General features: G+C 49.4%; 19 protein-coding genes. 4 read left to right on the forward strand and 15 right to left on the reverse strand.

Annotated elements, in window-relative coordinates; all coding sequences use genetic code 11:
- Nucleotides 1-9: 9 nt before the first annotated feature.
- The 13 genes from rbsK to Q4579_RS19335 all read right to left on the reverse strand — a co-directional run bounded on the left by rbsK (nucleotide 10) and on the right by Q4579_RS19335 (nucleotide 16,776).
- Nucleotides 10-942: a ribokinase gene (gene rbsK / locus Q4579_RS19275; protein WP_303566376.1), complete on the reverse strand. Its 933-nt coding sequence runs from the start codon at nucleotides 940-942 to the stop codon at nucleotides 10-12.
- Nucleotides 943-1,113: 171 nt separating this feature from the next.
- Entirely contained in the window at nucleotides 1,114-1,995 is an 882-nt protein-coding gene (gene rbsB / locus Q4579_RS19280) for a ribose ABC transporter substrate-binding protein RbsB (protein ID WP_211650942.1), read from the reverse strand.
- Between the two features lie 73 nt (nucleotides 1,996-2,068).
- On the reverse strand, nucleotides 2,069-3,052 hold the full coding sequence (rbsC, locus tag Q4579_RS19285; RefSeq protein ID WP_303566377.1) for a ribose ABC transporter permease: 984 nt from the start codon (nucleotides 3,050-3,052) through the stop codon (nucleotides 2,069-2,071).
- Nucleotides 3,049-4,554 carry a ribose ABC transporter ATP-binding protein RbsA gene (rbsA, locus tag Q4579_RS19290; RefSeq protein ID WP_303566378.1) on the reverse strand — a complete coding sequence of 502 codons (1,506 nt, stop codon included), beginning with the start codon at nucleotides 4,552-4,554 and terminating at the stop codon, nucleotides 3,049-3,051. The genes rbsC and rbsA overlap by 4 nt, the downstream gene beginning before the upstream one ends.
- 30 nt (nucleotides 4,555-4,584) lie before the next feature.
- The gene (gene rbsD, locus Q4579_RS19295) at nucleotides 4,585-5,004 is read right to left on the reverse strand and encodes a D-ribose pyranase (protein ID WP_303566379.1); all 420 of its coding nucleotides are present in this window, start codon (nucleotides 5,002-5,004) and stop codon (nucleotides 4,585-4,587) included.
- 545 nt (nucleotides 5,005-5,549) lie between these two features.
- A complete protein-coding gene (locus Q4579_RS19300; RefSeq protein WP_303566395.1) occupies nucleotides 5,550-7,088 on the reverse strand; it encodes a methyl-accepting chemotaxis protein in 1,539 nt (512 codons plus the stop codon).
- A gap of 345 nt (nucleotides 7,089-7,433) precedes the next feature.
- Nucleotides 7,434-7,841: a hypothetical protein gene (locus tag Q4579_RS19305; RefSeq protein WP_303566380.1), complete on the reverse strand. Its 408-nt coding sequence runs from the start codon at nucleotides 7,839-7,841 to the stop codon at nucleotides 7,434-7,436.
- A gap of 84 nt (nucleotides 7,842-7,925) precedes the next feature.
- Entirely contained in the window at nucleotides 7,926-8,504 is a 579-nt protein-coding gene (locus Q4579_RS19310) for a TerD family protein (protein WP_303566381.1), read from the reverse strand.
- A gap of 24 nt (nucleotides 8,505-8,528) precedes the next feature.
- Nucleotides 8,529-9,104: a TerD family protein gene (locus tag Q4579_RS19315; protein WP_211650950.1), complete on the reverse strand. Its 576-nt coding sequence runs from the start codon at nucleotides 9,102-9,104 to the stop codon at nucleotides 8,529-8,531.
- A 20-nt stretch (nucleotides 9,105-9,124) separates the two neighbouring features.
- Nucleotides 9,125-10,294, reverse strand: a complete 1,170-nt coding sequence (locus tag Q4579_RS19320; RefSeq protein ID WP_303566383.1) for a toxic anion resistance protein — start codon at nucleotides 10,292-10,294, stop codon at nucleotides 9,125-9,127.
- The gene (locus Q4579_RS19325) at nucleotides 10,284-11,360 is read right to left on the reverse strand and encodes a toxic anion resistance protein (protein ID WP_303566384.1); all 1,077 of its coding nucleotides are present in this window, start codon (nucleotides 11,358-11,360) and stop codon (nucleotides 10,284-10,286) included. Before Q4579_RS19325 ends, Q4579_RS19320 begins: the two co-directional genes overlap by 11 nt.
- A 442-nt stretch (nucleotides 11,361-11,802) precedes the next feature.
- Nucleotides 11,803-15,930: a hypothetical protein gene (locus tag Q4579_RS19330; protein WP_303566385.1), complete on the reverse strand. Its 4,128-nt coding sequence runs from the start codon at nucleotides 15,928-15,930 to the stop codon at nucleotides 11,803-11,805.
- A 330-nt stretch (nucleotides 15,931-16,260) separates the two neighbouring features.
- Nucleotides 16,261-16,776 (reverse strand): hypothetical protein, encoded by a 516-nt coding sequence (locus Q4579_RS19335; RefSeq protein ID WP_303566386.1) that lies wholly within the window; start codon nucleotides 16,774-16,776, stop codon nucleotides 16,261-16,263.
- Between the two features lie 322 nt (nucleotides 16,777-17,098).
- Between Q4579_RS19335 and Q4579_RS19340 the strand changes: the two genes are divergently transcribed.
- The gene (locus tag Q4579_RS19340; protein ID WP_303566387.1) at nucleotides 17,099-18,562 is read left to right on the forward strand and encodes a BCCT family transporter; all 1,464 of its coding nucleotides are present in this window, start codon (nucleotides 17,099-17,101) and stop codon (nucleotides 18,560-18,562) included.
- A 42-nt stretch (nucleotides 18,563-18,604) separates the two neighbouring features.
- Here the strand turns inward: Q4579_RS19340 and Q4579_RS19345 are convergent, their stop codons facing one another.
- Nucleotides 18,605-19,771, reverse strand: a complete 1,167-nt coding sequence (locus Q4579_RS19345; protein WP_303566389.1) for a right-handed parallel beta-helix repeat-containing protein — start codon at nucleotides 19,769-19,771, stop codon at nucleotides 18,605-18,607.
- Nucleotides 19,772-20,108: 337 nt separating this feature from the next.
- Between Q4579_RS19345 and Q4579_RS19350 the strand changes: the two genes are divergently transcribed.
- On the forward strand, nucleotides 20,109-21,725 hold the full coding sequence (locus Q4579_RS19350; RefSeq protein WP_303566390.1) for a methyl-accepting chemotaxis protein: 1,617 nt from the start codon (nucleotides 20,109-20,111) through the stop codon (nucleotides 21,723-21,725).
- A 49-nt stretch (nucleotides 21,726-21,774) separates the two neighbouring features.
- Here Q4579_RS19350 and Q4579_RS19355 read toward each other — a convergent pair whose 3' ends face one another.
- On the reverse strand, nucleotides 21,775-22,653 hold the full coding sequence (locus Q4579_RS19355; protein WP_303566391.1) for a hypothetical protein: 879 nt from the start codon (nucleotides 22,651-22,653) through the stop codon (nucleotides 21,775-21,777).
- A 313-nt stretch (nucleotides 22,654-22,966) separates the two neighbouring features.
- Between Q4579_RS19355 and Q4579_RS19360 the strand changes: the two genes are divergently transcribed.
- Both Q4579_RS19360 and Q4579_RS19365 read left to right on the forward strand, forming a co-directional pair.
- Nucleotides 22,967-24,064 (forward strand): S9 family peptidase, encoded by a 1,098-nt coding sequence (locus Q4579_RS19360; RefSeq protein WP_303566392.1) that lies wholly within the window; start codon nucleotides 22,967-22,969, stop codon nucleotides 24,062-24,064.
- Nucleotides 24,064-25,083: a helix-turn-helix transcriptional regulator gene (locus Q4579_RS19365; RefSeq protein ID WP_303566393.1), complete on the forward strand. Its 1,020-nt coding sequence runs from the start codon at nucleotides 24,064-24,066 to the stop codon at nucleotides 25,081-25,083. The genes Q4579_RS19360 and Q4579_RS19365 overlap by 1 nt, the downstream gene beginning before the upstream one ends.
- Nucleotides 25,084-25,431 lie beyond the last annotated feature (348 nt).

Genomic DNA, 25,431 nt, shown 5'->3' on the forward strand with positions numbered 1-25,431 from the left:
TTCCTGTATTTAATCGACGACCGCAAAACGCTCCGCCAGAAAAGCATCCACCTCTGCATGCGTCGGAATCGATGTCTGCGCGCCAAAACGCGTCACAGAAATCGCGGCAGCAGCGTGTGCAAAACGAATGGCTGATTCTAAAGACATTTCTTCCAGTAAACCAGTCACCAGCGCGCCGTTAAAGGTATCACCTGCCGCCGTAGTATCTACCGCATCCACTGCGTAACCGGGAATCAGCTGGCCCCTGCCATTCTGACTCAGCCAGACGCCTTTCGCACCCAGGGTGATCAGCACGATTTCAATGCCTTTCCGGTGTAATTCATCTGCAGCACGCTGCGCAGACGCATTGTCTGTGACCGAAATCCCTGTCAGCACTTCAGCTTCAGTTTCATTCGGTGTAATCACATCGATGCACGACAACAAGCTGTCCGGCAATGCACGCGCCGGCGCCGGATTAAGAATCACGTTGGTCTGGTGTACTTTCGCAACCTGTGCCGCTTTTACGATCCCGTCCAGCGGTGTTTCCAGTTGCATCAGCAGAAACCGGGCTTCACGGATCCGCGTCAGATCCGGTTCGATCCGCTCAGCCGTCAGATAATCATTCGCTTCCGCAGAAAGGCAAATTGTATTTTCACCGCTGTCCGACACCTGAATCATGGCGATGCCGGTCGGGCAGTTGGGCTGCATTTTCACGCCTGAGATATTGATACCATCGTGCTTGAAGCTTTCCCGGATATGAATGCCGAATGCATCATCGCCGACACAGGCAATTAAGCCGATATCCGCATTCAGCCGTGCTGCCGCAACCGCCTGATTTGCACCTTTTCCGCCGGGAATCACCTGATAATCACGTCCCTGCAACGTTTCGCCCGGGCGGGGAAATGCGGGCACACGCAGAACATGGTCCGCATTCACACTGCCTAAAACCACTAATTTATTCATCACGTTATCCTGGAAATTCTGTTCCGACTTAAACACAAGGCTTTACCGTTTCCGCAAAAAGCAAAGCGTTGTGCTCAACTCCCCCAGCCAAAGGTGAGGGAATATTCAGTGCTTGCAACAAACTCAGACTGTCCCTCCCCCTTTTCAAGGGGGAGGGTATATTCCTGAGGTTTACTGCTTCGCAACCACTTTCAACGGCACCGGAATGTACTGCTCAACCGGCTCACCTTTCAGCACTTTCACCGCGGTTTCCACGCCCAGCGCACCGATCTGATCCGGCTGCTGTGCTATCGTCGCCGCCAGCTTACCTCGGTTCACCGCCGCAATGCCGTCGTCTGTGCCGTCAAATCCGACAATCATGACTTGCTTGCCCGACGCCTGAACGGCACGCAGCGCCCCCAGAGCCATTTCATCATTCTGCGCAAACACAGCCTGCACATCCGGGTTCGCTGCCAGCAGGTTTTCCATCACGTTCAAACCTTTGGTCCGGTCGAAATCCGCAGGCTGGCTCGCCAGCAGATCCATCTGGCTGCCTTTCACCGCTTTCATGAAACCCTCACCCCGCTCGCGGGCCGCAGACGTACCGGCAATGCCTTCCAGCTGAATGACTTTGGCCTGCTCACCGACTTTTTCCATAATGAACTTGCCCGCCATTTCGCCGCCAGCCACGTTATCCGAAGCAATATGGCTGACCACTTCACCCCGGCTGGCACCCCGGTCCAGGGTCAGGACGGGTATCTTGGAACGGTTTGCCATGCGAATCGCATTCGACACCGCATCAGAATCCGTCGGGTTGATCAAGATGGCCTTCACACCACGGATACTCAGATCTTCCACATTCGACAGCTCTTTACTCGGGTCATTTTGCGAGTCCAGTACAATCAGGTCGTAGCCCAGTTCCTTCGCCTTGGCTTCCGCACCATCTTTCATCGTCACGAAGAAGGGGTTGTTCAGGGTCGAGACCACAATCGCCAGTGTGTCCTGTGCCTGAGCAGAAACAGAAACGGTCGAAGTGAGCAATGCAGCAGAAATCAGGGTTGCCAGTTTTTTCATTCTCATGATCCTTTGTGTAGGGGGAGCCGGTACACGTCATCCGGCTCTCTTTTCATGGATAAATCCAGAGGATTTACTTGTTTTTATTGTCCACCAGCACGGCCAGCAAAATCACAACTGCTTTGGCAATCATCTGGTAGTAAGAAGAAACATCGAGCAGGTTCAGCGCGTTATTCAGAAAGCCGATGATCAGCGCACCAATCAGGGTGCCCATAATCCGGCCTTTACCGCCCATCAGGCTGGTGCCGCCCAGCACCACAGCCGCAATGGCGTCGAGTTCGTATCCCATGCCCGCCGTCGGCTGCGCCGAAGACAGACGCGAGGTGACAATAATGCCCGCCAGTGCGGCCAGCAGACCACAGATCGCGTACACACCGATCTTCACCCGATCCACATTGATACCGGACAAACGGGTCGCCGACTCATTCCCGCCGAGTGCATACACATAGCGGCCAAAACGGGTGTGATTGAGCAGATACCACACCGCCGCAAATACCACCACCATCAGCCAGACCGGCACCGGAATCCCCAGCGCATAGCCGGTGCCAAACCAGGCAAAAGCATCTGCCGTATCGGTAAAACCAGTCGAAATCGGACGACCGTCGGTGTACACCATGGTGACACCGCGCAGCAGCGTCATGGTGACCAGGGTGGCAATAAAAGCCTGCACTTTGCCCTTGGCAATGATGATCCCGCTGACTGCGCCCAATGCAGCCCCGGCGAGCAGCGCTGTCGGCACGGCAATCAGAACCGGCACTTCCATCGCAATCAGGCTGGCGGCAAACGCGCCGCATAACGCCAGCACCGAGCCGACACTGAGATCGATCCCCGCAGTCAGAATGACCAGCGTCATGCCCACCGCGATAATAGCGTTCACCGAGGTCTGGCGCAGAATATTGAGAATATTATCCGCGGTGAAAAAGTTCGGATTCAGAAAGGACACCACAGCAATCAGTAACAGCAGGGCAATCAGCGATTTCTGCTCAATCAGCCAAGCTTTACTGAACCACTTTTTCTCGCGGGCTTCGGTCGGTTGACTCAAGGTTTTGGTACTCATGCTGCTTCCCCGTTCATCATTTTGCCGACAGCACAGGCCAGCAGTTTTTCCTGATTGGCATCTTTTGCATCAAATTCGCCGCTGATCCGGCCTTCATGCATCACCAGAATCCGGTCACTCATGCCAAGAACTTCCGGCATTTCGGAAGACACCAAAATGATGCTCATGCCTTCGGCTTTGAATTGATTGATCAGCTGATAGATTTCTTTTTTAGCGCCAACATCGACGCCTCGTGTCGGTTCATCCAGAATCAGGACTTTTGGCCGGGTCATCAGACCTTTGGCAATCGCCACTTTCTGTTGATTCCCGCCCGACAGATGGCCGATGATCTGATCCCGGCCCGGCGTTTTAATGTTGAACAGGCGGATAAAATCCTCCACAGCGATGGCTTCATCGCCATGCTGGATCTGAACACCTCGGCTCAGTTGTGCCAGCGCACACAGGGACATGTTTTCTTTCACCGACAACCCCAGAACCAGACCGTCACCTTTGCGATCTTCTGAAATATAAGCGATGCCATTGGCCAGCCCGTCCTGTGGGCTGATCGGATTGATGGTTTTGCCGTTCAGGCTGATCACGCCCCGCTCGCTTGGCAAAGCGCCGTAAATCACCTTCATCAGTTCTGTCCGGCCTGCGCCCATCAGACCTGAAATGCCCAGAATCTCCCCGCGTTTGAGGGTAAAACTCACCTCCTGAACGCCGGAGCCGGTCAGGCCGATGACTTCAAGGCAGGTTTCGCCATGCTGAACCGCAATGCGCGGATACTGCTCTTCCAGTTTTCGGCCAACCATCATTTCAATCAGGCCGTCTTCATTGGTGTTGGCCACCCGGCATTCCCCAATGAATTTGCCGTCCCGCAGGACGGTGATGTCGTCGCAGATCTCGAAGATTTCTTTCAGGCGGTGCGAGATATACACAATGCCGCAGCCTTGCGCGCGCAGTTCATGGATCACCGTGAACAGCGAGGCGGTTTCGGTATCCGTCAGTGCATCAGTCGGCTCATCCATAATGATGACTTTCGACTCGAACGACAGCGCCTTGGCAATCTCAACCATCTGCTGCTCACCCAGACTCAGGTCGCCCAGTAAAGTTTTCGAGCTGTGTTTCACATTCAGCCGAGCCAGCAGCCGATCGGCTTCCGCGTACATCCGGCCCCACTGAATCCGGCCCAGCGGCCCTGTGAATTCACGACCGAGAAAGATATTCTCGGCAATCGTCAGTTCAGGGATCAGATTCAGTTCCTGATGAATAATACTGATCCCCGCCTGCTGGGAATCCCGTGGCCCTTTGAACGCGGCCGTTTGCCCCTGATAGTGAATGGTGCCCGCGTCTTTGCTGTAGATCCCGGTCAGAACTTTCATCAGCGTTGATTTTCCGGCACCGTTTTCCCCCATCAGCGCCATCACCCGTCCCGGATAGACATTCAGGCTGGCTTTATCCAGTGCCTTCACGCCCGGAAAGGCTTTTTCAATGTCACTGAGCTGTAAAATGGCTTGCGTCATATGCCGTCCTCAATGGTTTGGTTGCAGGGGTCAGAACACCACACCAGCCTGAAAAATCACGTTCGCATACGGGGTGCATTCTCCCGTCCGGACCACGGCCCGGCTGTTGTACGTCCGCTGCTTGAACACGTCGTGAGACAGGTAAGTCACAGAAATCTCGCGGCCAGTGTGTGCCTGTTCCTCCTGAAGCAAGCCCATCAGCGACTGATGAAGCGCCGGACTCACCTGCTGAAACTCCTCTGCCATCACCACGCCTTCAATCTGCGATTCAGACAACAGTGTGCGGACAGTCTCAATGAAACCCGGCACGCCATGGGTCAGTGCCAGATCAATCCGCTGCACCTGATCCGGCACCGGCAATCCGGCATCACAAATTGTCACTTCATCGGTGTGCCCCAGCGTCGCCACCAGATAGGACAACTCAGCGTGCAGGAGGGTACTTTTTTTCATGCTTCAATACCTTGTTCGGTCTTTGGGTCGGACCTTGCTCAAACCTTGATTGGATCATCCCGGCGGCGCCAGATGAAACAGCCGGGAAAATTGTCTAACGTCGTCAAAATGTCGGTTTCTCTCCCCGAAACGGGCAGTGATGCGTTGTCTGTCCCCTGTCTTTTTTATGATTGGGGAAAACCCATCGAAACGTTTCGATGAATTCTAATTCACTGAGATTTCTTTGCAGCAGGTGAAAAGTTGAACTGTGATTAGGATCGTGAGATCTATCAGTAAGAGGAATAAAAAAAGTGATCTGAGTCTCGGAGGGAATGAAACGTCATTGGGCGATTGTAAACATAGGATGTCAAAAACATGATATCCCTGTTTGTCGCGCTTTCAGTATTGCGATGAACTCAATGTTCGTGGTTGCACACCAGGGACGTTTAGTGAACACATAGAATCCCCAGAAATGCCTTTTGATTCTCTGGGGCTGGTCGGGCCAGATGCGTGATGGATGTAAGAAATAAGCCGCGGCGAAGAACACATCCGCGGCTGAAGTTTGATTACTTCGCGAGTTTAAACGCGCCGACCAGACGATCCAGTGTCTGTGCCAGTTCTGCCAGTTCCTGACTGGATTTTTCCAGTTCGGTGCTGGCGTCCAGACCAGCCTGAACGGCCTGATTCACTGTATCCATGTTCAGGTTGATTTCATTCGCCACACTGGATTGCTGCTCGGTTGCTGTCGCCACCTGCGTGTTCATATCCAGAATCGAAACCACCTGACGGGAAATTTCTTCCAGTGCATTCCGCGCATTTTCAGTGGCTTTGGTGCCATCTTCCGTCAGTGAGCGGCTGCTTTCCATGGCATCAACTGCATTTTTTGCTTCCTGCTGCAGCTGGTCAATCATGGTCTGAATTTCATCGGTCGATTTCGACGTTTTCGTTGCCAGATTCCGTACCTCATCCGCGACCACGGCAAAACCACGTCCGGCTTCACCCGCCCGTGCCGCTTCAATGGCAGCATTCAGCGCCAGCAGGTTGGTCTGCTCGGAAATACCGCGAATCACCTCCAGAATGGAGCCAATCGACTGAGTTTTGTCTGCCAGTGTGGCCACAACCACAGACATGTTATTCATTTCATCAGCCAGATGATTGATGGTGCTGGTTGCCGCCTGGAGCGTATGACGGCCCGCCTGGGTTTGACTGTTTGCTGTGCCCGCAGATTCAGCCGCTCCGGCTGCATTGTTCGAAATTTCGTTGATGGTGGCGATCATTTCGTTCATGGACGTGACCACCAGCAGCGTTTGTTCACTTTGCTCCTGTCCACGGGAAAGGGCATGTACAGATTGTTCACGCAGCGAAGTCGCGGTGCGACCCAAGCCAACTCCGGTATTTACAACCTCAACAATGATTCCGTTGATCTTGCCCACAAAGGTATTGAAGGCCGTCGAAATACGGGCAATTTCATCATCCCCTTTCACTGGCAGGCGAACCGTCAGGTTACCATCGCCTCTGGAAATATCTTCCAGCGCCTGCTGCAAACCGGTCAGGGGTTGGAACAGTCGACCGAGCACCCACATCAGTACGACAGCACACACAGCAAAAATCAGCAGAATGGCAGCCAACTGAGCGTAGATAATCTGCTTGGCGGCGTTATCCACTTCCGTGATCGGGATCCCCACATCAAATGAACCGTATAATTTTCCATTCAGATAGACGGGCGTCATGATGTCGTACACCCAAACTTTCTGCACATCCGCATACCATTTCGAATGCTTTGGTTTCCCTTGAGTCGCGCCCTCCAGAGTATATTTGTCACTCGTCGGGTACACTTGATGCAGTTTCTCGAGATCACTGTGCACCACAGCCGTCATATTGGTATCAATCACCACGGCATAACTAATATCTGTGCGCTGTTTCAGTGACGAAACGAGAGACTGTAAGTCGACTAAGGGTTGATCAGATGAATGCAGCACATATTCCACCTGCTTCGCCAGCAATTCAGCCTGAGCCTGCGACCGCTTCAGAATGATACTGTCGATTTCCTGATGGGAGATATAGGACGTGGAGGTGATACTTGCAATCGCAGCGATCGCAAACATCGCACACACGACCATAACGATGATCTTTTTCATTGTTGTTAGACCCTGACGCCGTAAAGACTTAAATTAGAATTTCATGAAATTGGCCTGCATTATCACTGCTGCCTGCGAGCCGTCATATCAGAAAAGCGGCACGCCAGGCAGCAGCAATAAACCCAAAAGTGACTCAATTTGAGCAAAAAGCTTATGCATCGATCCACTTATTTAAGTGTCAGCTTGCAATATTTGAAGTGAATGCACAGTTTGATCTCATTTTATGCCCTTAAAGAATCAAACTGTATCGAAATCTCAGCTGCGACCTGAGTTCGATTCGCTGAACGGCCTCGGTATGCTTTCACATCAAGCTTACAAACTGATCATACCCATGGTATCGAGCAGAGCGACAATGAGGTACAGTAAAACGAAGTGGGCGATCAACATGCCAATGGAGATACCAAACACAAACCAGCCGGATTGAAGCTGGTAGGTTTCTGAGTTCTGGATATCCTCTTTCAGCGGGAAATGATTTTTCGTGTAATGATACGCCGCAATCGTCATCAGAATCGGCACAATGAGGCCAGGGAAATTCTCGGGCAGCAACACCACAATAAACGAAAATAAAACAACCAGTAAACATCCGAGACTGACAATATTCTTTGCTGATTTCTGTGCGTCAATCGCTTCAAAGTTCTTTTTCAAAAGAAAGATTGCGGCCAGGGGCCCACCGATAAAAGTCCCTGCAGCAACCTGACCCGGTGAAAATAAGCTTCGCATTTGTATTGTTATCCTTGTCATTTTCAAGAAAAAAGCCATGACATCCATCATGGCTTTTCATTTCAAAGTTCAGCAATTCGTCGGTTACAACGAGGCTTGAATGGTCGCGATCATCTCGTTCACATGCGTGCCCTGAACCGGTGCCCCTTTGGCAGAGAAGTGCCATTCAGAGCCCTGACGAGACAGCATCGCAATGAAAATGCCGGTATGATTTCCCTGCTCAGATAGGGTGAAACGACACACTTCTGTCTGGGTTTGATCCATCACACGGCAGTACGCATTATCAACTTTACTGAATGGCTGGCCACGGAAGCTGTTCACCGTCAGTGCCATATAAGCCACATTATTCGGCAATTTTTCCAGATTGATCTTAATCTGCTCATCGTCGCCATCGCCTTCACCGGTCCGGTTATCACCCTGATGATGAACGCTTTTACATTTTGATTTCAACTGTTGGAAATACACGGTATCCAGGACTTCACCGGTATCATCCAGCAGGACACAGGAGGCGTCCAGATCGATATCACCCGAACCGAAAATTGCGCCAAAGAAACCGGTTGAACGGATTGGGCTCCAGCCCAGTCCCAATGTCAGTTTTTTTAATTCAACCGACGCCGATTTGGTCAGGGAAATCGTGCTGTTCTTTTCTAGATTAATCGCCATAACTACTTCTTCCAGGTCCGTGAATTATTGGTAACCGTTCACAAAATCAACCAGACCCAGCTGATAGCCAGCGCCCACGGCTTTGAAGTTCCACTGACCGTTTTCTTTAAACAGAGAGCCGAACTGTACCGACGTTTCACTTTGGAATTCATTGCCCAGATTGAACTGTGCAATCAACTGACCTGAATCTTCGTTATACAGCTTGATATAGCTGTTTTTCACCAGACCGAAGTTATGATTACGCGCTGGGGCATCGTGGATCGTGACAATCAGAGAAATCTCGTCTGCATCCGGAGACATGCTGGTCAGGTTGATTTTGATGCTTTCGTCATCACCATCGCCATTACCGGTACGGTTATCACCGGTGTGCACAACCGCGCCCTGCGGACACTTCAGGTTGTTATAAAAAATAAAGTGACCATCAGACAGTAGTTTTGGCTCACCCTGCGCATTATGACGGCAAACAAAAGCCGATGCGTCGATATCAAAAGGGGAGGTATGGGTCACAGGATCCCAACCCAAGCCCAGACGAAGATTAACCAAACCTGGTTCTGTTTTTTGCAGGTTGATGGAGTTGCCTTTTTCTAGATTAATAGCCATAACGTTTCTCTACTGATGATTTAATTAGACAGAACAGACAGTAATTCTGTTTTCATGGATTCCATTTTCTGGCTGGCGGCCTGACGTTGTCTGGCGCCTTCCTGCTCAATGGTGACCACATCCTGCAGCGTGCTGATCAGTGTGGTCTGGACATGTTCAAGGGTTTCGATATCCACAACGGAACGCTGATTGCTTCGCGCAACATCCAGCGTGTTCTGGCGCAGCATGTCGGCATTTTTACGAATCAGATCATTGGTGGTATCGTCAATTTTGTTGCTGAGCTGGACAGCTTTTTTCTGCTCCAGCATCGAAATCGCCAGCGTAAACTGCTTTTTCCATGCCGGAATCGTCAGCGTTTTGATGTTGTCGAATTTTTCAACCAGTGTCAGGTTGTTGGTCTGCACCATGCGGATCATCGGGGCGGTTTGCAGGGCCAGCATTTGCAGTGACTTCAGGTCGTAAACGCGCTTTTCAACCCGGGCAGCAATGTCCTTCAGATCACTGACCTGCTGCGCCAGATACGGGGAGCCTGCCGCTTCTTCAGCCATACTATCAATACGCTGCTGGATCAGACTCAGCTTGGCTTCGCCGAACACAATGCAGGAAGACAGCTCTTTATACTCATTCATGTTATGAATGAAGACGTTATCCAGCTGATGTGCACGTTCACGCAAACTCGATTGCTGCTTATCAATTTCTTTGACCAGGCGCTCAAGCTGCGTATTCACCGAATTAAACTGGGCCAGTATTTTCTCTTTGGTGTTCTTGACCTTGGCGATCAGTTTAGAGAAGAAATTGTCCTCCCCCATCAGGGCTTCAATATTGACGCCCTTCGCCAGGCCAATCACTTCCGTCAGGTTACCAGCCATGTGCTCCAGGTCTTTACACTTCACATGCTTGAGCATGTCATCCGAATAGCTGCTGATCTTCTGAGCAGACGCATCGCCCAGTGTTGCCACACCATTCGGACTGTAAATATCCATTTGGGATAATTGGCTGACCAGCGTGGTACTGAGCACTTTGGTATCAATCTGGCATTGCTCCAGCTCAGACTGATACTGCCCCATGGCCTGATCAACCGCAGCCTGGATCACACCCTGCTCAAGCGCAACCGGCGGTTGAGAAACTTCAGTGGACTGACCCCCAGGTGCAGGGGTCGCCGTGTTTACAAAAACAGGTTTAAACGTCATTTTTATTCAGCTCCATGATACTGGTGAATAATTTTTCCTGAACATCGTTGAGTTCGTAATACAGAGAGACTTCACTTTTCTCATGAAGCGCAATGGCAGTTAAAAACTGCTGTTTCCACACTTGAATAATATGCGTGCGGATTTCTTCAAGCCGACTGAAACCATTCACCAGATTCGATGAATAAAGCTTGAGTTGCGGTAACGTCATCAGCAAAGACTGACGCAATACCTGAAGATTCGTGATTTTTCTTTCCCAACGCGACAAGGCTTCTTTCTTGCTCGACACTTTATCGGCGGCAAAAGGATCCGACGCAGATTGAGACGATTGCGCCTGACTGATTTCTTCCCGAAAAACGGTCAGTCTGACTTTGGCAGCCAGCACCCGTAGTTCCAGTTCCTGATAAATGGACTGAACGGACGCCATACGCACTTCGAAGTCGGTTAGGGTCGACTTCATTGAAGTCAGATCCTGAAAAACAGAGTCGATTTTTGCGTCGATCTGATCACAGGCAAAATCAAATTCATGCTTCACAAATTCGATCTTCCCTTTCTTAGTTCGCATCAGTGTTGCGATTTTGCTGGTCACTTTTCTGGGATTGAATATTGAAATATCAATACTTTTCGCAATATCAATCACCGACGATCCCATATCAGTCAGTTGATCGACTTTTCCCAGCTTGGCATAGTCCGACAATTCACCCTGAATCTCCTGAAATTGCTGCGACAAATGATTGCAGAACTCAATCTGAGCCGTTGCGCTTTCCAGGTTGATCTCTTCTGAATACGTTCTGACTTTCAGATAATCGTTACTCGACAGCTCAACATCAGGCTGTTTCTCGGCATCGACCTGATGTTTCCAGTCTGCCGGAATATCGACCTCGCCATTGACAGATTTCACCTGATGCGAAAAAAGAACACCGGGGGAACGATGCGGTTTTTCCGGCTGTGGTGCAGCAACGGGTGTCGAGATTTCTTTCGGTTTCTCACGTTCAACTGAAGCGAAGTCTTTTATCTTCGGCTTATTTTCTTTGCTGGTCTGAACCGCACTGTGAAATGTTTTAACCATTCGTTCACTCTGCTCTAACCGGGCCAGGAACAACCTGAAATGATAAAGCACTCATATTGTTTAAACCCAAGTGATCTCACGATTCGTGAATGAAGGTAATCGTATTACTCATTGTTTTTTAAGACAACTTTGATTGTGAAAGTTACAGCAGTCATTTTTACTATCCACCCTGTCAAAAACACTGGTTTGCATTAAATTATTTGTTTTATGAGATGGATCCAACTTTGATTCAATCAATTTAATATCCTGATTGAATACACTCACCCCATGATTTCATCGAACCTTGTCCGAAGCATTTTATTGTCGGAGTTGCTCAGGCAGGAATATTGTTATCCCAAAGATAAAGAACCGGGTTCATCCGAAATCACGAAAGCATGTCAGATCTTCAAGATTCAACGAGATCATGCAGGCCACTGCCCTTGCCGTGGCCTGACGTCTGGATTTAATGATGCATCCACACCTCATTTCGAACTTCGATACGGCGTTGTCCATCTTTTCGAGTCAACCAACTGACAAGTCGATCCCACAGGCTCAATCGGCGGCTCATGATGAAGTAACAGCACATCTCTTCCTGGTCATCAAAACCGAAAAAGATATGATAGCCCTGACGCTGAAAATGAAGTGCAATCAACGCCGATGATTCCTGAGTTTGGCCTTCAGGCTGATATACCCGGTAAGGTTCCGCTTTCGATACCTGTTGCCAGCTCTGGTCGGGTTCGGCCAGCACTTGATCCAGTGTCGATTTGTTTCCGACAAGCAACGTTTTGGATTTCAGAGAACGCTCCAGCCACATATAAGCAGGCGTACAGCCTTGATGCCATTGTTGTACCGAGGCCAGTTGTCCGACCGCCAGACCGATCACCGACGCCTGTTCCCGGAACAGAGTGACAGGAATGGGCGCATCCCCCAGCAAGTAAGGGAAAACCACGTCTTCATTCTCACGCGCCGGATCAACAACGGTGATTTCTCCCTGTCCCATCGACACAGGTTGCAGCGTTTCCCGCAGCACAGCATCGTTGGTCAGGAATGCCTCAAGTTCAGGGAGTCGGTTACGTTGCCCGCGAGGCGGCAGGAACAGATGGAAGGTTCTGTGCCACAGAACCCGATGCTGATCATCCATGACTTCAATGTCATACCGGCCAGGACGACAGTGTTCTTTCGTCCCCAGATACCAGCCAAGGAAAAATTCGCGATTCGGCTGAATTGTGTAATTGGTCTGAAACGGCAGCCCCTGATCTTCCGGATGAGTGACTCTCAGGATCACATCAATTTCATCCGGGTAAGACTGGCCGTCCATTTCCGGGCGATAAACAACTTTCATCCCGAGAATCTTTTCGAAGGTCAGTTCAGAGATTCGCGTATTGCTGTCCAGCACTAAATAATCCGTAATATTGGGAACAACTTTCGCTTCCGGATTTTCCCGCTGATAGATTTCAAGTTGTTCCTCGTCTAGCGTGTAAATCCCTTCATCGACCAAGTCCAGCAGGGAACCATATATCCGGCGACGGTATTGCCCCGCACGAATCCGTCTGACTAAGTCACGAATCGCCGCTGAATCATCATCCGAAAATCGTTCCACCAGTGACATCTGGCCATCCACGACCGACAACGATTTCAGTAGCTTCAGCTGAGTGTGCTCACTGAGTCCTTGAATCGCACAGAACAAGTCATGGCGTTCCGCCAGATAACGAATCCCATGAAATAAATCATACCGAATCAAATACGGGAGCAGTCTTTCCAGTGAAATGCCAGCGTCATACAGCTGCTGTGCATAGTCGTTTTCACTGATCTGGCTGGGGTCATAGCAATCATGTAACGCTTGATCGGACAGAGCGGCGCACAAAGTCAGAACGAGCTCCCGTAATGCCGGACTCGTATACCACAGTAAAGAACTCAGATTCACAGTCTCGAACCTTCTCTGGAAAGTTTCTACCTGATACAAACGCAGCTTTTCCAGCGTGTTTTCCAGACTTAATTGTCCGGTAAAGAAGGTCAGAATTTCATCTTCTAACGGTTTGAGAACAGCATCTTCATCATCCGGAAGCGCCATCTCTTGCTTCACCAGATATGAAAAAATCTCCCCGCTAATCTGCTCGCGAATCTCATCGAACAATGCGATATCAAAATACTCAAACCATTCAAGAGACGGATACAATTCGGTCAGCATCTGAAAGAACTGTTGCTGATCCTCTTTCCGCAGGTAACTGACAACAGAATGAATCACCTGATCGCGATTCGGTTCCTGTTTTTCAGCGGCATAGCGAGCACCATACTTTTCAAGAATCGGTTTTGCTGCAGCATCGTCGGACTGAATCAGGGCCGTCATCAGCACGGCAGTTTCCTGAAGTTCGCCAATTTCGTCTCCGACAATCGCCCGTAAATGAAGAATAATTGCAACCACATCCATCTCGACATAGAACTGCCCGGCAATCACATCCGCAACTTGTGCCGGTGCAACTTCAATCCAGAGTGATAAGAACCTGCGACAAGTTTCCCCGAGGTCATTTTGAAACTTCGCCAACTGATGTGCTGCATGCAACCAGTAATCGGCCCCACGACACCTGTCAATATAATCGTGAAAGATGGTCTCTTCACTGACATTTTCGGTGCCCTCCAAAATGGCCTTCAACGCTTTCACAGACGCCTCCCGGCTGACATTATTTCGGGCATGAAGATAGTCTTCAAGCACGATGAAAGCCTGTTCCTGAGCCTCTGTTATCGGTTGTGCAAAATGCGCCAGATCTTCTTCTTCATCATTTTCGTACAGTGTGCATTCAATCCGATCCAACGCCACTTCGTTCGTACACCACGCTCGCAAATGAGCCACCATACCTTGCCCAAGTTCTTGCTGCAGAAGCGATTGACTCAAAGTAAAAAGCAGATGACTTTTATCGATAAAGTAGTGAATGTAGTAAAGCCCTGCAATCAGTGCCATACCCGCAGACTTGTGTTTCGGATCGTCAAGGATTTGCGTCAAGAATGATCTTGCCTGCTCCTGATGCTCACTGAGCAACTTGCCACAGAAATTCACCAAGTAATCAACCTGACCACCTTTGGATTTAAATTCTTTAAATCCCCCCCAAAATAATGACCCCCAATCACAGCCGTATCGTAAATAAAAGTCCTCAGCGGGCATCAGACCAACATTTGCAAGCACACTAAACACCAATTGATCTGAGAAAGGCGTCTTATTTTTCAGTCGGTAGATGACATCCAGCAAACGAATGCACTGATATCGGTTATATTCAATTTCATCTCCTGTCACGACACCTCTCATAAACCAGTCAGCACTTAAACCCACTGAGAAGTGCATCGGTAAGCAATGATCGAAGTCTTCCTGCCGTAATGAGAACCGGACTAACTGCCGATGCAGCTGATACTGTCCTTCACGTGCCCGGCTCAGGATATCGCAGGGCTCGATTTCATCCAGAACACATTCGCTTTCTCCCGATTCCACATAACGCCATAAGGCTTCCCCCTGAGGGAGTGCACCAGTGATGAATTCCTGCCAGGCAGCGACACTCTGACCAAATTCGTATTCATCATCAGACTCTTCACCGTCTTCTTCGACAATATCGTCATCAGCCTTTTCAACCGCTGCAATGCGGCGGTCAAACTCAGGCGGAATCACCGACGACACCTCGGCGGTCAATGCAGCCACAGACATTGTATCGATGAATGGCCCCGCCAGAGATTCCGCGTCTGTCCTGTCTGTCCCCTGATCATCCGGGTGAATCACCGACAGAACCAACCGCCGTGCAAACTGAACCCCGTGCGGCTCATCGGTAGCAGGAAACACATAAGGTTGCGCTTCACAACGCTGCGCAAGCAGGCTCAGTAACTGGTCAATCGTCTCCGGCTCTTTCTGACACACATGAACCAGATTGACATGCTGGCGAAAATCAACCTGGATCAGGTTGTTGAACGGCCCTTTCAAGTCACATTGGGAAAACATACGTCCGCGGGCGATATCGTTATCGCAGTAACAAAATGCCTTCAGCATCGACGCACTGAATCCATGATGAGCCACCAGCAAAGCGGGCAGATTCAGCACAGAGGGCGCACAACGTTCATCCCAGCCAGCGACCACATAACCCGCAGCTAAGTAAGCGTATTCAGGATAAGTAAAGCCAATCAGATAAAGCGCCGCAGCACCGAAAACTTCCGCCTCATTTACGCTGAGTTTCTGCGGGCAATTCAGTGCGCGTGCGGCCAGTCGAATACGGTCGCCTGCGTCAAAGAGCTGCGCTTTCAACGCGGGATTGGAACAGGCCAGCAAGAAAAAAACCTCTTCCGGGCTCAACTCCGCCGACAGGTTATCCCGGTGCTGCCAGGCATCAATGGATTTCCAGGACAGCAATGCTTTCATCAGTGGCTGGTGCAGATGGTTCTTCAGCACCTCATTCACATCGGTTTGGGGCAGAAAGCTGAGTGTGACACCCTCCGTTTCCAGTGCCTGCTCATGGCTGATCCATTCGCAGAACTGCTGAAGGGCCTGCTGTATGGAATCGGATTGAGTCGGGTGGTAATGAATCACGTGTTGGGTTTCGGATTGTTTTTGATCATGCATGCTTGAGCCATCAGACAAAGAACGGATGACATTGTCTGGCGACCAATCAACCCGACAAATTTAAACCCCAAAAAGCAATAAATTGATGATTATCAGCCTGTTACTTCCACATAATTGACCGTAATTCTGACTTTTCAGGCTGTGATTTTCACCAGGCCATCGCGACCCATCAGAAGGCATTCATATCATCGCAGCAAGCATCAGGGATTCGGCAACCACAACATCTACGGTGTCAGCATGGGTTGCTCAGAGCCGATATTACGGCCTGAACAACCCGAAAAAGCATGGCATCTGATGAATGTGACTCACCGAATGAATTCGAGAATGTGGTTATTTCGATGGAAATGCATGTTGAACTGAATGTTCCTTCGCAGCCATCAGATAAATTCCCAGGAAGAGACTCGCCAGCCCCAAAGTCAAGAAGTTGATCAGGATAGAAGCAACAAATGCAATGAAGAAAACGCCCCATGGATGGCCAATGTTCTTCCAGCGTGCAATATTCACAGCCATGTTGATATAAAAAAAGAGAATGATTGCAAACAAATGAAACCCGCTGGAATAACTGTTGTACGTTTCAACCATGTAAAGCAACGGAAAACTAATCAACGATGAGTAGAAAAAGTACCGCAGCCTTCTGAGTCGGTTGCTCTGAAAGCACAGCAGATCCAAATGGTTCAGGGGAAGATTTTTGACTGACTCGCGCTGATATATCGATAATGCTTCGGCTTCATTCTCAGCGGAGATGCTCTTTTCATACAAAGTATAATGATTGTCCAGCATGGCACAGGCTTGCTTCGATGCGCCCTCAAGGCCTAAATCTAAAACAACAATCTCTTTTTCTTTCACATAAATCTGATAGCAGTTCAATGGGTTTCCTTTCTGTTTAAACAAAGTGACAGTGAATATTCAACACATTGAATTTGCGTCATATAACATTCAGAGATTTAATCAAACGAATCATTAAAATCATCACAGTGCATCTCAAATGACCCGACAGCCCTGTGTATTCACGATGTTCTCAGGATGAATCTACTCAGATGATCGCTATCTTTTTCCTGAAAATGGGCGCTGTTTAAAAACTTTCGTGTTCTTCACATCCTTCTGCTTGCAATGCAATAACGCATCGTTTTTCATGACCGCGCTAACTCATGCCGCCACAGAGCAAACTATGCAATTATTGACCACTCACACCCAGCGCTTAATGTTGGTATCTGCCATCATTGCTGGCGTATTTATTCTTTTCCCGTCCATCAGTGTCTATCAACTGGCTGCCTTTACTCAGTTTGTGATCGAACAGCTGGGCAATCAGGTGATTCAATTATCCACCCTGGCACTGCTGATTTGTGCAGCCATCGTGGTCAGCCCCTTTGGCAAAAAGCGTTTAGGGGACGAAGCGCCTGAATTTGGATTCATCCCCTGGCTGGTGATGCTGTTTACCACCGGTATGGGCTCGGGTTTAATTTTCTGGGGGATTGCCGAACCCGTCTTTCATTTAGCCAACCCGCCATTGCAGTCAGCCGGGATGGATCCCAAAGATACCGCACTGGCACTGACCTATTTTCACTGGGGCGTTCATGCCTGGTGTCTGTATGCATTGGCTGGATTAGTCATGGCCTGGGTTGCTTATGAAAAGAAACGACCCATGCGTGTCAGTGCCTCCTTTATCGGTGCCCGGAACCCCGGATGGTTCTCTCTGGTAGACTTGATCGCTGTACTTGCCATTCTGTTCGGCATTGCAGGTGTGCTGGCTAACACCATGGCGTTGGTGGAACAGGGGGTTCGTCAGGTATTCCAGATCGAAGGAGAAATGACCGGATTCAGACTGGTCATGACCGCTGTCATTGGTGTGCTTTTTACAGCGTCCAGTGCATTAGGATTAAAGAAAGGGATTCAGCGACTCAGCAGCCTGAATGTCTGGCTCATGCTGGCATTATTCATATTCGTGTTCATCAATATTGACGGCAGCGCCGTGATCACGCGAATGTTCAGTTCGGTTGCAGCCTACATAACACTGCTGCCAGACGTCTCGTTCGGGATGATTGAAGGCAGCAAAACCTGGAGCCAGGGCTGGACGGTTATTTATCTGGTCTGGTGGATTGCCTGGACACCTTTTGTCGGGCCCTTTATTGCCAGAATCAGCCGGGGCAGAACGGTCAGGCAATTTTTGATCTGTACCATCATGATCCCGACACTGGCATCGATTCTGTGGTTTTCCGGCTTTGCCGGTGCCGTGTTTGAAAGTGATTATCTGCCGGAAATCATGGCAGCGGTGAATCAGGATTACACGCAGGGGCTATTCCTGTTTTTTGCACACCTGCCCTTCAGTAACATCCTGTCGATTGCCGCACTGGTCTTGTTACTGACCTTCGTCATTTCCAGCTCGGATTCTGCCATTTACGCAGCTGGCATGATGACGGATGACACCCGTACCAGCAGTAAAATCAGCTGGTCTGTGATTGTGGTTGCCATGAGCATGGCATTGGTGATGTTCAACGACGTTGATTTGAATAAACAGGTCGCGATCGCAGGCGCTATCCCCTTCACGTTTGTCCTCATCGCACAGGGGATTGCAGCAGTCGCGGAGCAGGTGCGAACCAAACCAGAGCCACTCCCGACACCGCAGCAGAAATAACGCTTCTCCCTCAGCGCCCACCTCCGGCGCTGAGGGAGTCACTTACAAGCTCACGCTCTGACAATGGACCGGAATCGTCTGACCCGCGACCTTCATGACACACTGATCAGCTTCTTCACGCAGGAACTCAAATACCTGCGCGAACTGATTGTTCTCTTTCAGCGCGGCCTCATCCGGCACAGCTCCTGCCACACCGGCGACAGTGGGTCGTCCGGGGCTGATTTCAACCGCTGACTTGAAGACATTCCCAGTCACTTCAATCGACCCTTGCTGTGGAATGGCCCGGATCATGATGGATGAACGGTTCGCCGTCCCGAAATCACCATAATTAAACCAGTTGTTGTAAACATGAACATAACTGCCGCCGTAGCCGACTTTTTCGTGCATATCAAACTGATGATAGGCATCTTTTCCGCCCCCTTGCATGACCAGATTGTATGATGCCGTATACCCTTCTCCCAATGCGCCAGAGCCGGCGATCGCATGTCGGTTATGATTAAAAATATTGCACCGGATGTCCGCGGTGGTCTCACCGTTCTGCACCACGACCCCATAACCAAGTTCGCTTTTAATATTATGGTGAATAAAGTTATGGCTGATCTGACTGTCCCTCGAACGCTTTAGCGACACCCCCGCCCAGGGCCAGCCAAAAATTTCATTATTATCGACAACAATCCCGACAGCATCACTTTGCGATTGCATCGCGATTGTCGACTTCAGGGTGTCACTCACCTGACTTGGTCCTTCAATGATCAAGCCCGTCACGCGCGCATGGCTGGCCAGTGTCATCACAGGATATCGGTCTTCATCGCTGCCAGAATTCGGCAAGACCAGTAACTTCCCCGGTTGTGCCGCCCTCCCCCGCTCCCCAAACAACGTCTGGGATGCACCAACCGACAAAGCACCCGGCTGATTGGGGATTTCAATCGTGACACCATTCGGCACTTTGACATAGGCGTAGCCGCTATCCAGGGCCGCTTTCAATGCCGTGTAATCTGAAACCTCAATCAACTGATTTAGATCCGGCACCAGGACAGGCACTGATTTCACCCCCAGCGTGCCGCAGGTATCAGGAGCAGCAAGCTGGTTACTATTCACGGCGGAAGTAGATTCCGTGACATTCGAGGCTTGTTTTTCATCGGAATCCCCCGTGCAGGCAGTCACAGACAGCAACAAGACAGGGAGAGAAAGCATCGGAATCAATTTCATAGCAGTATTCTTTTACACAAGATAATGAGCAGAGATAAAAAATACAAAACGACAATGATCGCTGCCGACTTAAAAGGATCAAAACAATCGGCAACATTTACATCAAAGCCGATGGATTGAAACATTTTCAGAACAAGTTGGGGTGAAATATTTTTCACCCCAACTATGCATACAAACGCTTATGAAAGGTGAGGGATTTTAACTGGTGGCAAAACATGCAATGACAGTGTGATATCCACTCGTAAACATGAAGAAATGTCATTCAAAAAACATTATTATTGCCATAATCCATACTCACTCCACACGCTATACTGAACAGGTATTGATCCAGGTTAATATGAAGCAGAAAATTTTCACAAAACTTCTTGTGGTTCCGTTGACGTTATGTGTCTTAATGTTCCTGATGTTCTGGAATCAATTGTCTGGAAATCAAGGCACACTCAAAGCAATGAACTCGATTTATTTAGATCGCGTTATACCACTTCAGCAATTGAAAAATATTTCTGATGCATTTGCAGTTGATATTGTAGATGCTTTTAATAAGTGGAATATTGGCCAGATATCTCAAATTGAACTGAATACATCCGTATTGAAGGCAAAAGATACCGTCGAAGACACATGGAACCGCTATCACTCAACCTCTTTAACGACAGAGGAAAAAGCGATTGCAAGTCAGCTTTCAATTGAAATACAGGTCATTAATAAAGACTTAATCACGCTTTTACAACAAACGAAAACAAACCCCGAAGCAGCGGATCAGATTACCCGACATGTTTATGAGTTAATTGACCCCCTGTCCAACCATATCGATTCGTTGATTCAGGTTCAGTTGAAAACCTCTGAAAGTGTCTATCAGCAAAGCCAGACACAATATGAATCTGATTTAATTCAATCCATCATATTACTCATCATCGCCTGTATTCTGGGTTTTCTCATTGCCTTTTGGATTATCCGGAAAGAATTACGTGTTTTACCGGAAATCACACGCGCCATTCAGAAAATGTCGAACGGTGATTTTACGCCCAACCTGATCACCACAGCGAACAATGAATTAGACATTATTTCATCGTCCCTGCACGCATTGCAGAAAAGCATTGTCAGCATCATTGAAGCCTCTGAAAACATTTTGAGTCAGCTGGCCGTGAATCAAACCCAAATCTCTGAAGTGATTCGCAACAACTCCATCAATGCTGAACGTGAATTATCTGAAGTCGAACAGGTTGCGGCCGCAGCCACGCAATTATCTTCCACCGCATCCGATGTCGCGCAAAATGCTCAATCTGCTGACACAACCACAGGCTCAGCGATTCAGGTGATCGTCGACAGTACCAATACCCTGGAACGTTCTGATCAGATTGCTGAACGCGTGGGCCAGTCTATTCAGGAATCTGCGACCATCATCAACGAACTCAAAGTGCATTCCGACAACATCAGCTCCGTGGTTGATGTGATTAACGGCATTTCTGAGCAAACCAACCTGCTGGCGCTGAATGCGGCCATTGAAGCCGCCCGGGCAGGAGAACAGGGACGCGGTTTTGCCGTGGTTGCAGATGAAGTCCGGGCACTGGCTGCCAAAACACAGCAATCAACCATCCACATTCAGCAAATCATCAGCCAGTTACAGGCGCAATCCAAACGGGCCGATGATCACATGCAGCTGAACACGGCGCTGGTGACAGAATCTCAGACGAATACGCACGCTCTGTCGGAAGCATTTCAGATGATCTCAGAACAAGTCTCGCAGATTTCCGACATTAACACTCTGGTTGCCACCGCCTCGGAAGAGCAATCTTCAGTGACCAGGGATATCTCGCAACGACTGGAAGCCATCAGTCAGATCGTGCAGCAGAATACGGATAACGCGAACCAGACCCAGTTGGCCAATGATGATATTTCAGCCCTGACGCAGCGCCTCAGGAAGGAAATGGCCTTCTTTCAGATCCATTCACACTAACCCTCCAAACGAATTCAGGCCCGCTTCCGGGCCTGAGTTTTATAAACCATTAAAGTGGCTGACATCGCGGACACGGTGGCTTGGGTGTGCCCGGTACACGGACATATCCCAAGGACTGGCCATCGGTATATTTACCATCTGACAGCGAAATGCTCACGCTGTTAATTCCCGGATTGGCGGGCGTGATGCTGATCGTCTTGCTGCCATTCAATGCACTGAGGCTAATCGAACGCGACGTTGACTGACCATATAAGTCATCCCGAACCCGGATCGTCAGGCGCGCATTAACACTCGTATCTTTCGCTGCGGTTGAATACTTGTCGATCAGATACTGGACATTGGCCTGAATTTTACCGGAAGCATGGGAAGCGCTGGCACTGACAATTCTTGGCTTTTTCTGGACCCAGACCCCTTCAGCAGAGCACATGCCCCCAGCACGGTTGATCCATACCAGCCCATAACCATAAGTTCGGGAAAACTTCATATTCAGATAGGAGTTTGCATCCAGATTCGATTTATCTTTGCCCACATATCCAAACTCAGAGTTATTAAACCGAACGTAAGCATATCGGTCGAATAAATTTCCTTTGGCCCGGAACTCTTCATCCTGCAACACATGCTTTGGTACTTCGACACGCAGGTAATCGAACGAGTTAAACAGATTAATCAGGGCTTCAAAAAAGTTCGCGTATTCTTCCTGATTATAGTCAGTCTGATCCGGTTGAGAGGGGTCGGGATAAGTTTGGGGATCATTGTAAATATCATAACCACTGTCAATCGCATTCCGGACATCCTGATACTGAACATCATACGACTTCACACGGCCATACTCACAGCCTGCCGGTAAATCAAACGAGCGCGCTTGGGTCGTCATCGACGTCATTGCCAATGTCAGTGCTGCGAAAGATAAAATCGATTTTCCTTTCATATTTCAACTCCATAATTGAGAACTTTCATCTGACCTTTTGCTGATGAATCAATCAGATGAACTCAGGAGAGAAACAGAGATCAACCATACCAGACAAGCCTGAACGACAATGAATGAGATATAGCCAGCATGAATATTATTCTTATTTCATATTGATCAGATTACACTTAGGTATCACTCGCAGAAAGATCAGCATAGCGTCATTTCTTCGCATCAGTTCTTGATCTGCTTTATAAGTAAAACAGCAAAACGAGACACGTTTTCTGCGCTGACCTGTTCGATACTCAACCCAAAAGAAAACAGAGATATCCCGATGAATACGCTGAAAATCCTCCTCTTATTCTTCGCCTGTCTGGTTTCGGGCTGCTTTTCAGAAGAAAAAATCACCTTTCAAAGTGGCGAGAACCGATTATCCGGGGTATTCCTGCATCCGACCAATCATCAGCCAAGCAAAGCCGTCCTCCTTTTTGTCCATGGCGACGGCGCGATGCCGTTTGATGCGGAAGGATATTATCCTCTCATTTGGGATCAGCTCCGGGCGGAAGGATACTCCATATTGAGCTGGGATAAACCGGGCATCGGAGCGTCGACAGGCAACTGGCTGGATCAGTCGATGACAGACAGACAAAACGAAGTGCTGGCAGCCATTCAATGGGTCCAGTCCCGATATCATTTCACCCCACAAACGACCGGAATCATTGGATTCAGCCAAGCCGGTTGGATCTTGCCTGCACTGGCAACCCATGCCAAAGCACACATCGGATTCATGGTCGGTATTGGTTTTGCCACAAACTGGATCGAACAAAGCCGGTATTATACGCGTATCCAGCAGGAAGAAGCCGGCGCGTCCGCCGCTGATATTCAGGCGGCACTCAGTGCATATGATCAGGAAATTGCACTGCTGCATCAACGCCCGAGTTACGCGGATTACCGGAAAATAATGGGCAATGATGCAATGCCGGAAGCGCGGTATTCGTTTGTTCTGAAAAATTTAGACGCCGATGCAAAAGCGGATTATGAGCGGCTGGAAATACCGACACTACTGATGTGGGGCGAGCATGATCTGAATGTTGATGCAGCCCTTGAATATCAGCGGCAACAGCACCTCAGCAATATGTCAGTCACCGCCACCCTCATCCCATTCGCCAATCATGGGCTGCTGCATACACACCACTTTCCCCGTCAGAAGATGGACTTCTGGGATCTGTTGAAGCTGCATTGGCTCGGACAGGCAGCATTTGCACCAGCAGCGCTCGACACACTGACAGACTGGCTCAATCAGCAAACGTTCGGGGCCAGACAAGTCTCCTGGCTGAACTTATTGAATGTGCCGTCACGGCTGACAGCGGGTCGTTTCTCTACAACCCCAGCATCGGTTCTCTCTGAATCTTTGCAGCAAGAGATTCCCTGATGCTTGATCAACAATGCAGGACAGTGCATGCTTTTGTGACCATTCACAATGCCTTTTCTGTCATGGAACAGCATTTACAACATGCTCACCCTTTGTCTGCCTTACATGAAATCGTGCCGGAAAGCGCTTTACTTGCCATGATGCCAGCGCATTTGCGTCACCGGTTCGAAACCGCTTTGCAACTGATGCATCAGTCGCTGGCGGAACCCTTGTCCTGGGAAACCATTGCACAGCGCAGCGCGATCTCCCCCTTTCATTTTCACCGTCAATTCACGCAGTTGTTCCATGAAACACCGGGACAATATTTGAACCGGCTCAGGCTGCAATTCGCCGTCTCCAGATTACTCACCGTGCAGCAAGCCTCTGTCACAGACATTGCGCTGAGCGCAGGCTTTTCGTCCTCTCAGTCGCTTGCCAAGGCATTAAAACGCGAAACCGGCTTTCAGCCGAAACAGGTCAAGACATTGGGTGCGCAGGGCACTCCTGGAGAAACCATAGCATTCCTTGCGAAACTGGCCCACCCCAGCCAGCGTTTTCCCATCGGACAGGCACCTCAATCACTGGAGCAACAACTCGCAGCCTCCATGCCCTGTGAATTACTCTGGTTTCCCGCCCGAGGGATATCCCGGCCAGTGACCCACCGGGGCAACTGGACCCATTATCATGAACACTTTGGTGCACGCACCGCAAAGATGCTTTGTGCGACGCCCATCACCCAGCTTGAACGCAGCTGGCAGGATATGAGCGCCAGCTTTGGCCTCTGGCGCATGCCTCCAGAAACAGGAGATGATGTGATTGAAGCGGGACACTATTTATGCAGTCAGGTGCGCATTGCTTCCGAGATGGCGTACCTCAAAGCCATCGAGTCTCTGTTTCAGATTGCGGAAAAACTGGGATACGAGATCAACACTTCTGGCTGCCTTCTCGAAACCTTGCTGGAAATGGATACCGATTTTGCCGGATATGCGATTTTTAATTTTCAGATTCCGGTTCAATTGCCTGAGGCAGAGCGAGGCTAATGGTTTATCTCACCGTTTTCCAAGCGGACAGACACATGAGCGTATTCAAAGCATCCTTTAGGACAGACACGTTACTCCGTTTTCCGAGGGAGCGCCCTTTGGGACAGACATCATTAAACATCGCTCCATTATCTAAGGATAGAAATGCCTGTCCGTTTGATTGGACAGTCGCACTAGAGTAATGCGTACTGGGACAGTCATATTAAACAACAGCAGGTTTCAGACTCCGTGAGGCCCAACGGAAACACTGTTTGAAGCTCATGGGAATCGCAATTGAATTGATTTTTAAATCAATCATCAGGCTGCTTTTATCCCGCTTGATTTAAAGGCGAGTGAGACTATTGTTGC

Source organism: Photobacterium sp. 1_MG-2023 (assembly GCF_030547945.1).
Classification (GTDB): domain Bacteria; phylum Pseudomonadota; class Gammaproteobacteria; order Enterobacterales; family Vibrionaceae; genus Photobacterium.

Excerpts from the sequence above, each read along its gene's own strand:
- rbsK (WP_303566376.1), bottom strand. The coding sequence starts at position 942 with ATGAATAAATTAGTGGTTTTAGGCAGTGTGAATGCGGACCATGTTCTG.
- rbsB (WP_211650942.1), bottom strand. The coding sequence starts at position 1,995 with ATGAAAAAACTGGCAACCCTGATTTCTGCTGCATTGCTCACTTCGACC.
- rbsC (WP_303566377.1), bottom strand. The coding sequence starts at position 3,052 with ATGAGTACCAAAACCTTGAGTCAACCGACCGAAGCCCGCGAGAAAAAG.
- rbsA (WP_303566378.1), bottom strand. The coding sequence starts at position 4,554 with ATGACGCAAGCCATTTTACAGCTCAGTGACATTGAAAAAGCCTTTCCG.
- rbsD (WP_303566379.1), bottom strand. The coding sequence starts at position 5,004 with ATGAAAAAAAGTACCCTCCTGCACGCTGAGTTGTCCTATCTGGTGGCG.
- Q4579_RS19300 (WP_303566395.1), bottom strand. The coding sequence starts at position 7,088 with ATGTTTGCGATCGCTGCGATTGCAAGTATCACCTCCACGTCCTATATC.
- Q4579_RS19305 (WP_303566380.1), bottom strand. The coding sequence starts at position 7,841 with ATGCGAAGCTTATTTTCACCGGGTCAGGTTGCTGCAGGGACTTTTATC.
- Q4579_RS19310 (WP_303566381.1), bottom strand. The coding sequence starts at position 8,504 with ATGGCGATTAATCTAGAAAAGAACAGCACGATTTCCCTGACCAAATCG.
- Q4579_RS19315 (WP_211650950.1), bottom strand. The coding sequence starts at position 9,104 with ATGGCTATTAATCTAGAAAAAGGCAACTCCATCAACCTGCAAAAAACA.
- Q4579_RS19320 (WP_303566383.1), bottom strand. The coding sequence starts at position 10,294 with ATGACGTTTAAACCTGTTTTTGTAAACACGGCGACCCCTGCACCTGGG.
- Q4579_RS19325 (WP_303566384.1), bottom strand. The coding sequence starts at position 11,360 with ATGGTTAAAACATTTCACAGTGCGGTTCAGACCAGCAAAGAAAATAAG.
- Q4579_RS19330 (WP_303566385.1), bottom strand. The coding sequence starts at position 15,930 with ATGCATGATCAAAAACAATCCGAAACCCAACACGTGATTCATTACCAC.
- Q4579_RS19340 (WP_303566387.1), top strand. The coding sequence starts at position 17,099 with ATGCAATTATTGACCACTCACACCCAGCGCTTAATGTTGGTATCTGCC.
- Q4579_RS19345 (WP_303566389.1), bottom strand. The coding sequence starts at position 19,771 with ATGAAATTGATTCCGATGCTTTCTCTCCCTGTCTTGTTGCTGTCTGTG.
- Q4579_RS19350 (WP_303566390.1), top strand. The coding sequence starts at position 20,109 with ATGAAGCAGAAAATTTTCACAAAACTTCTTGTGGTTCCGTTGACGTTA.
- Q4579_RS19355 (WP_303566391.1), bottom strand. The coding sequence starts at position 22,653 with ATGAAAGGAAAATCGATTTTATCTTTCGCAGCACTGACATTGGCAATG.
- Q4579_RS19360 (WP_303566392.1), top strand. The coding sequence starts at position 22,967 with ATGAATACGCTGAAAATCCTCCTCTTATTCTTCGCCTGTCTGGTTTCG.
- Q4579_RS19365 (WP_303566393.1), top strand. The coding sequence starts at position 24,064 with ATGCTTGATCAACAATGCAGGACAGTGCATGCTTTTGTGACCATTCAC.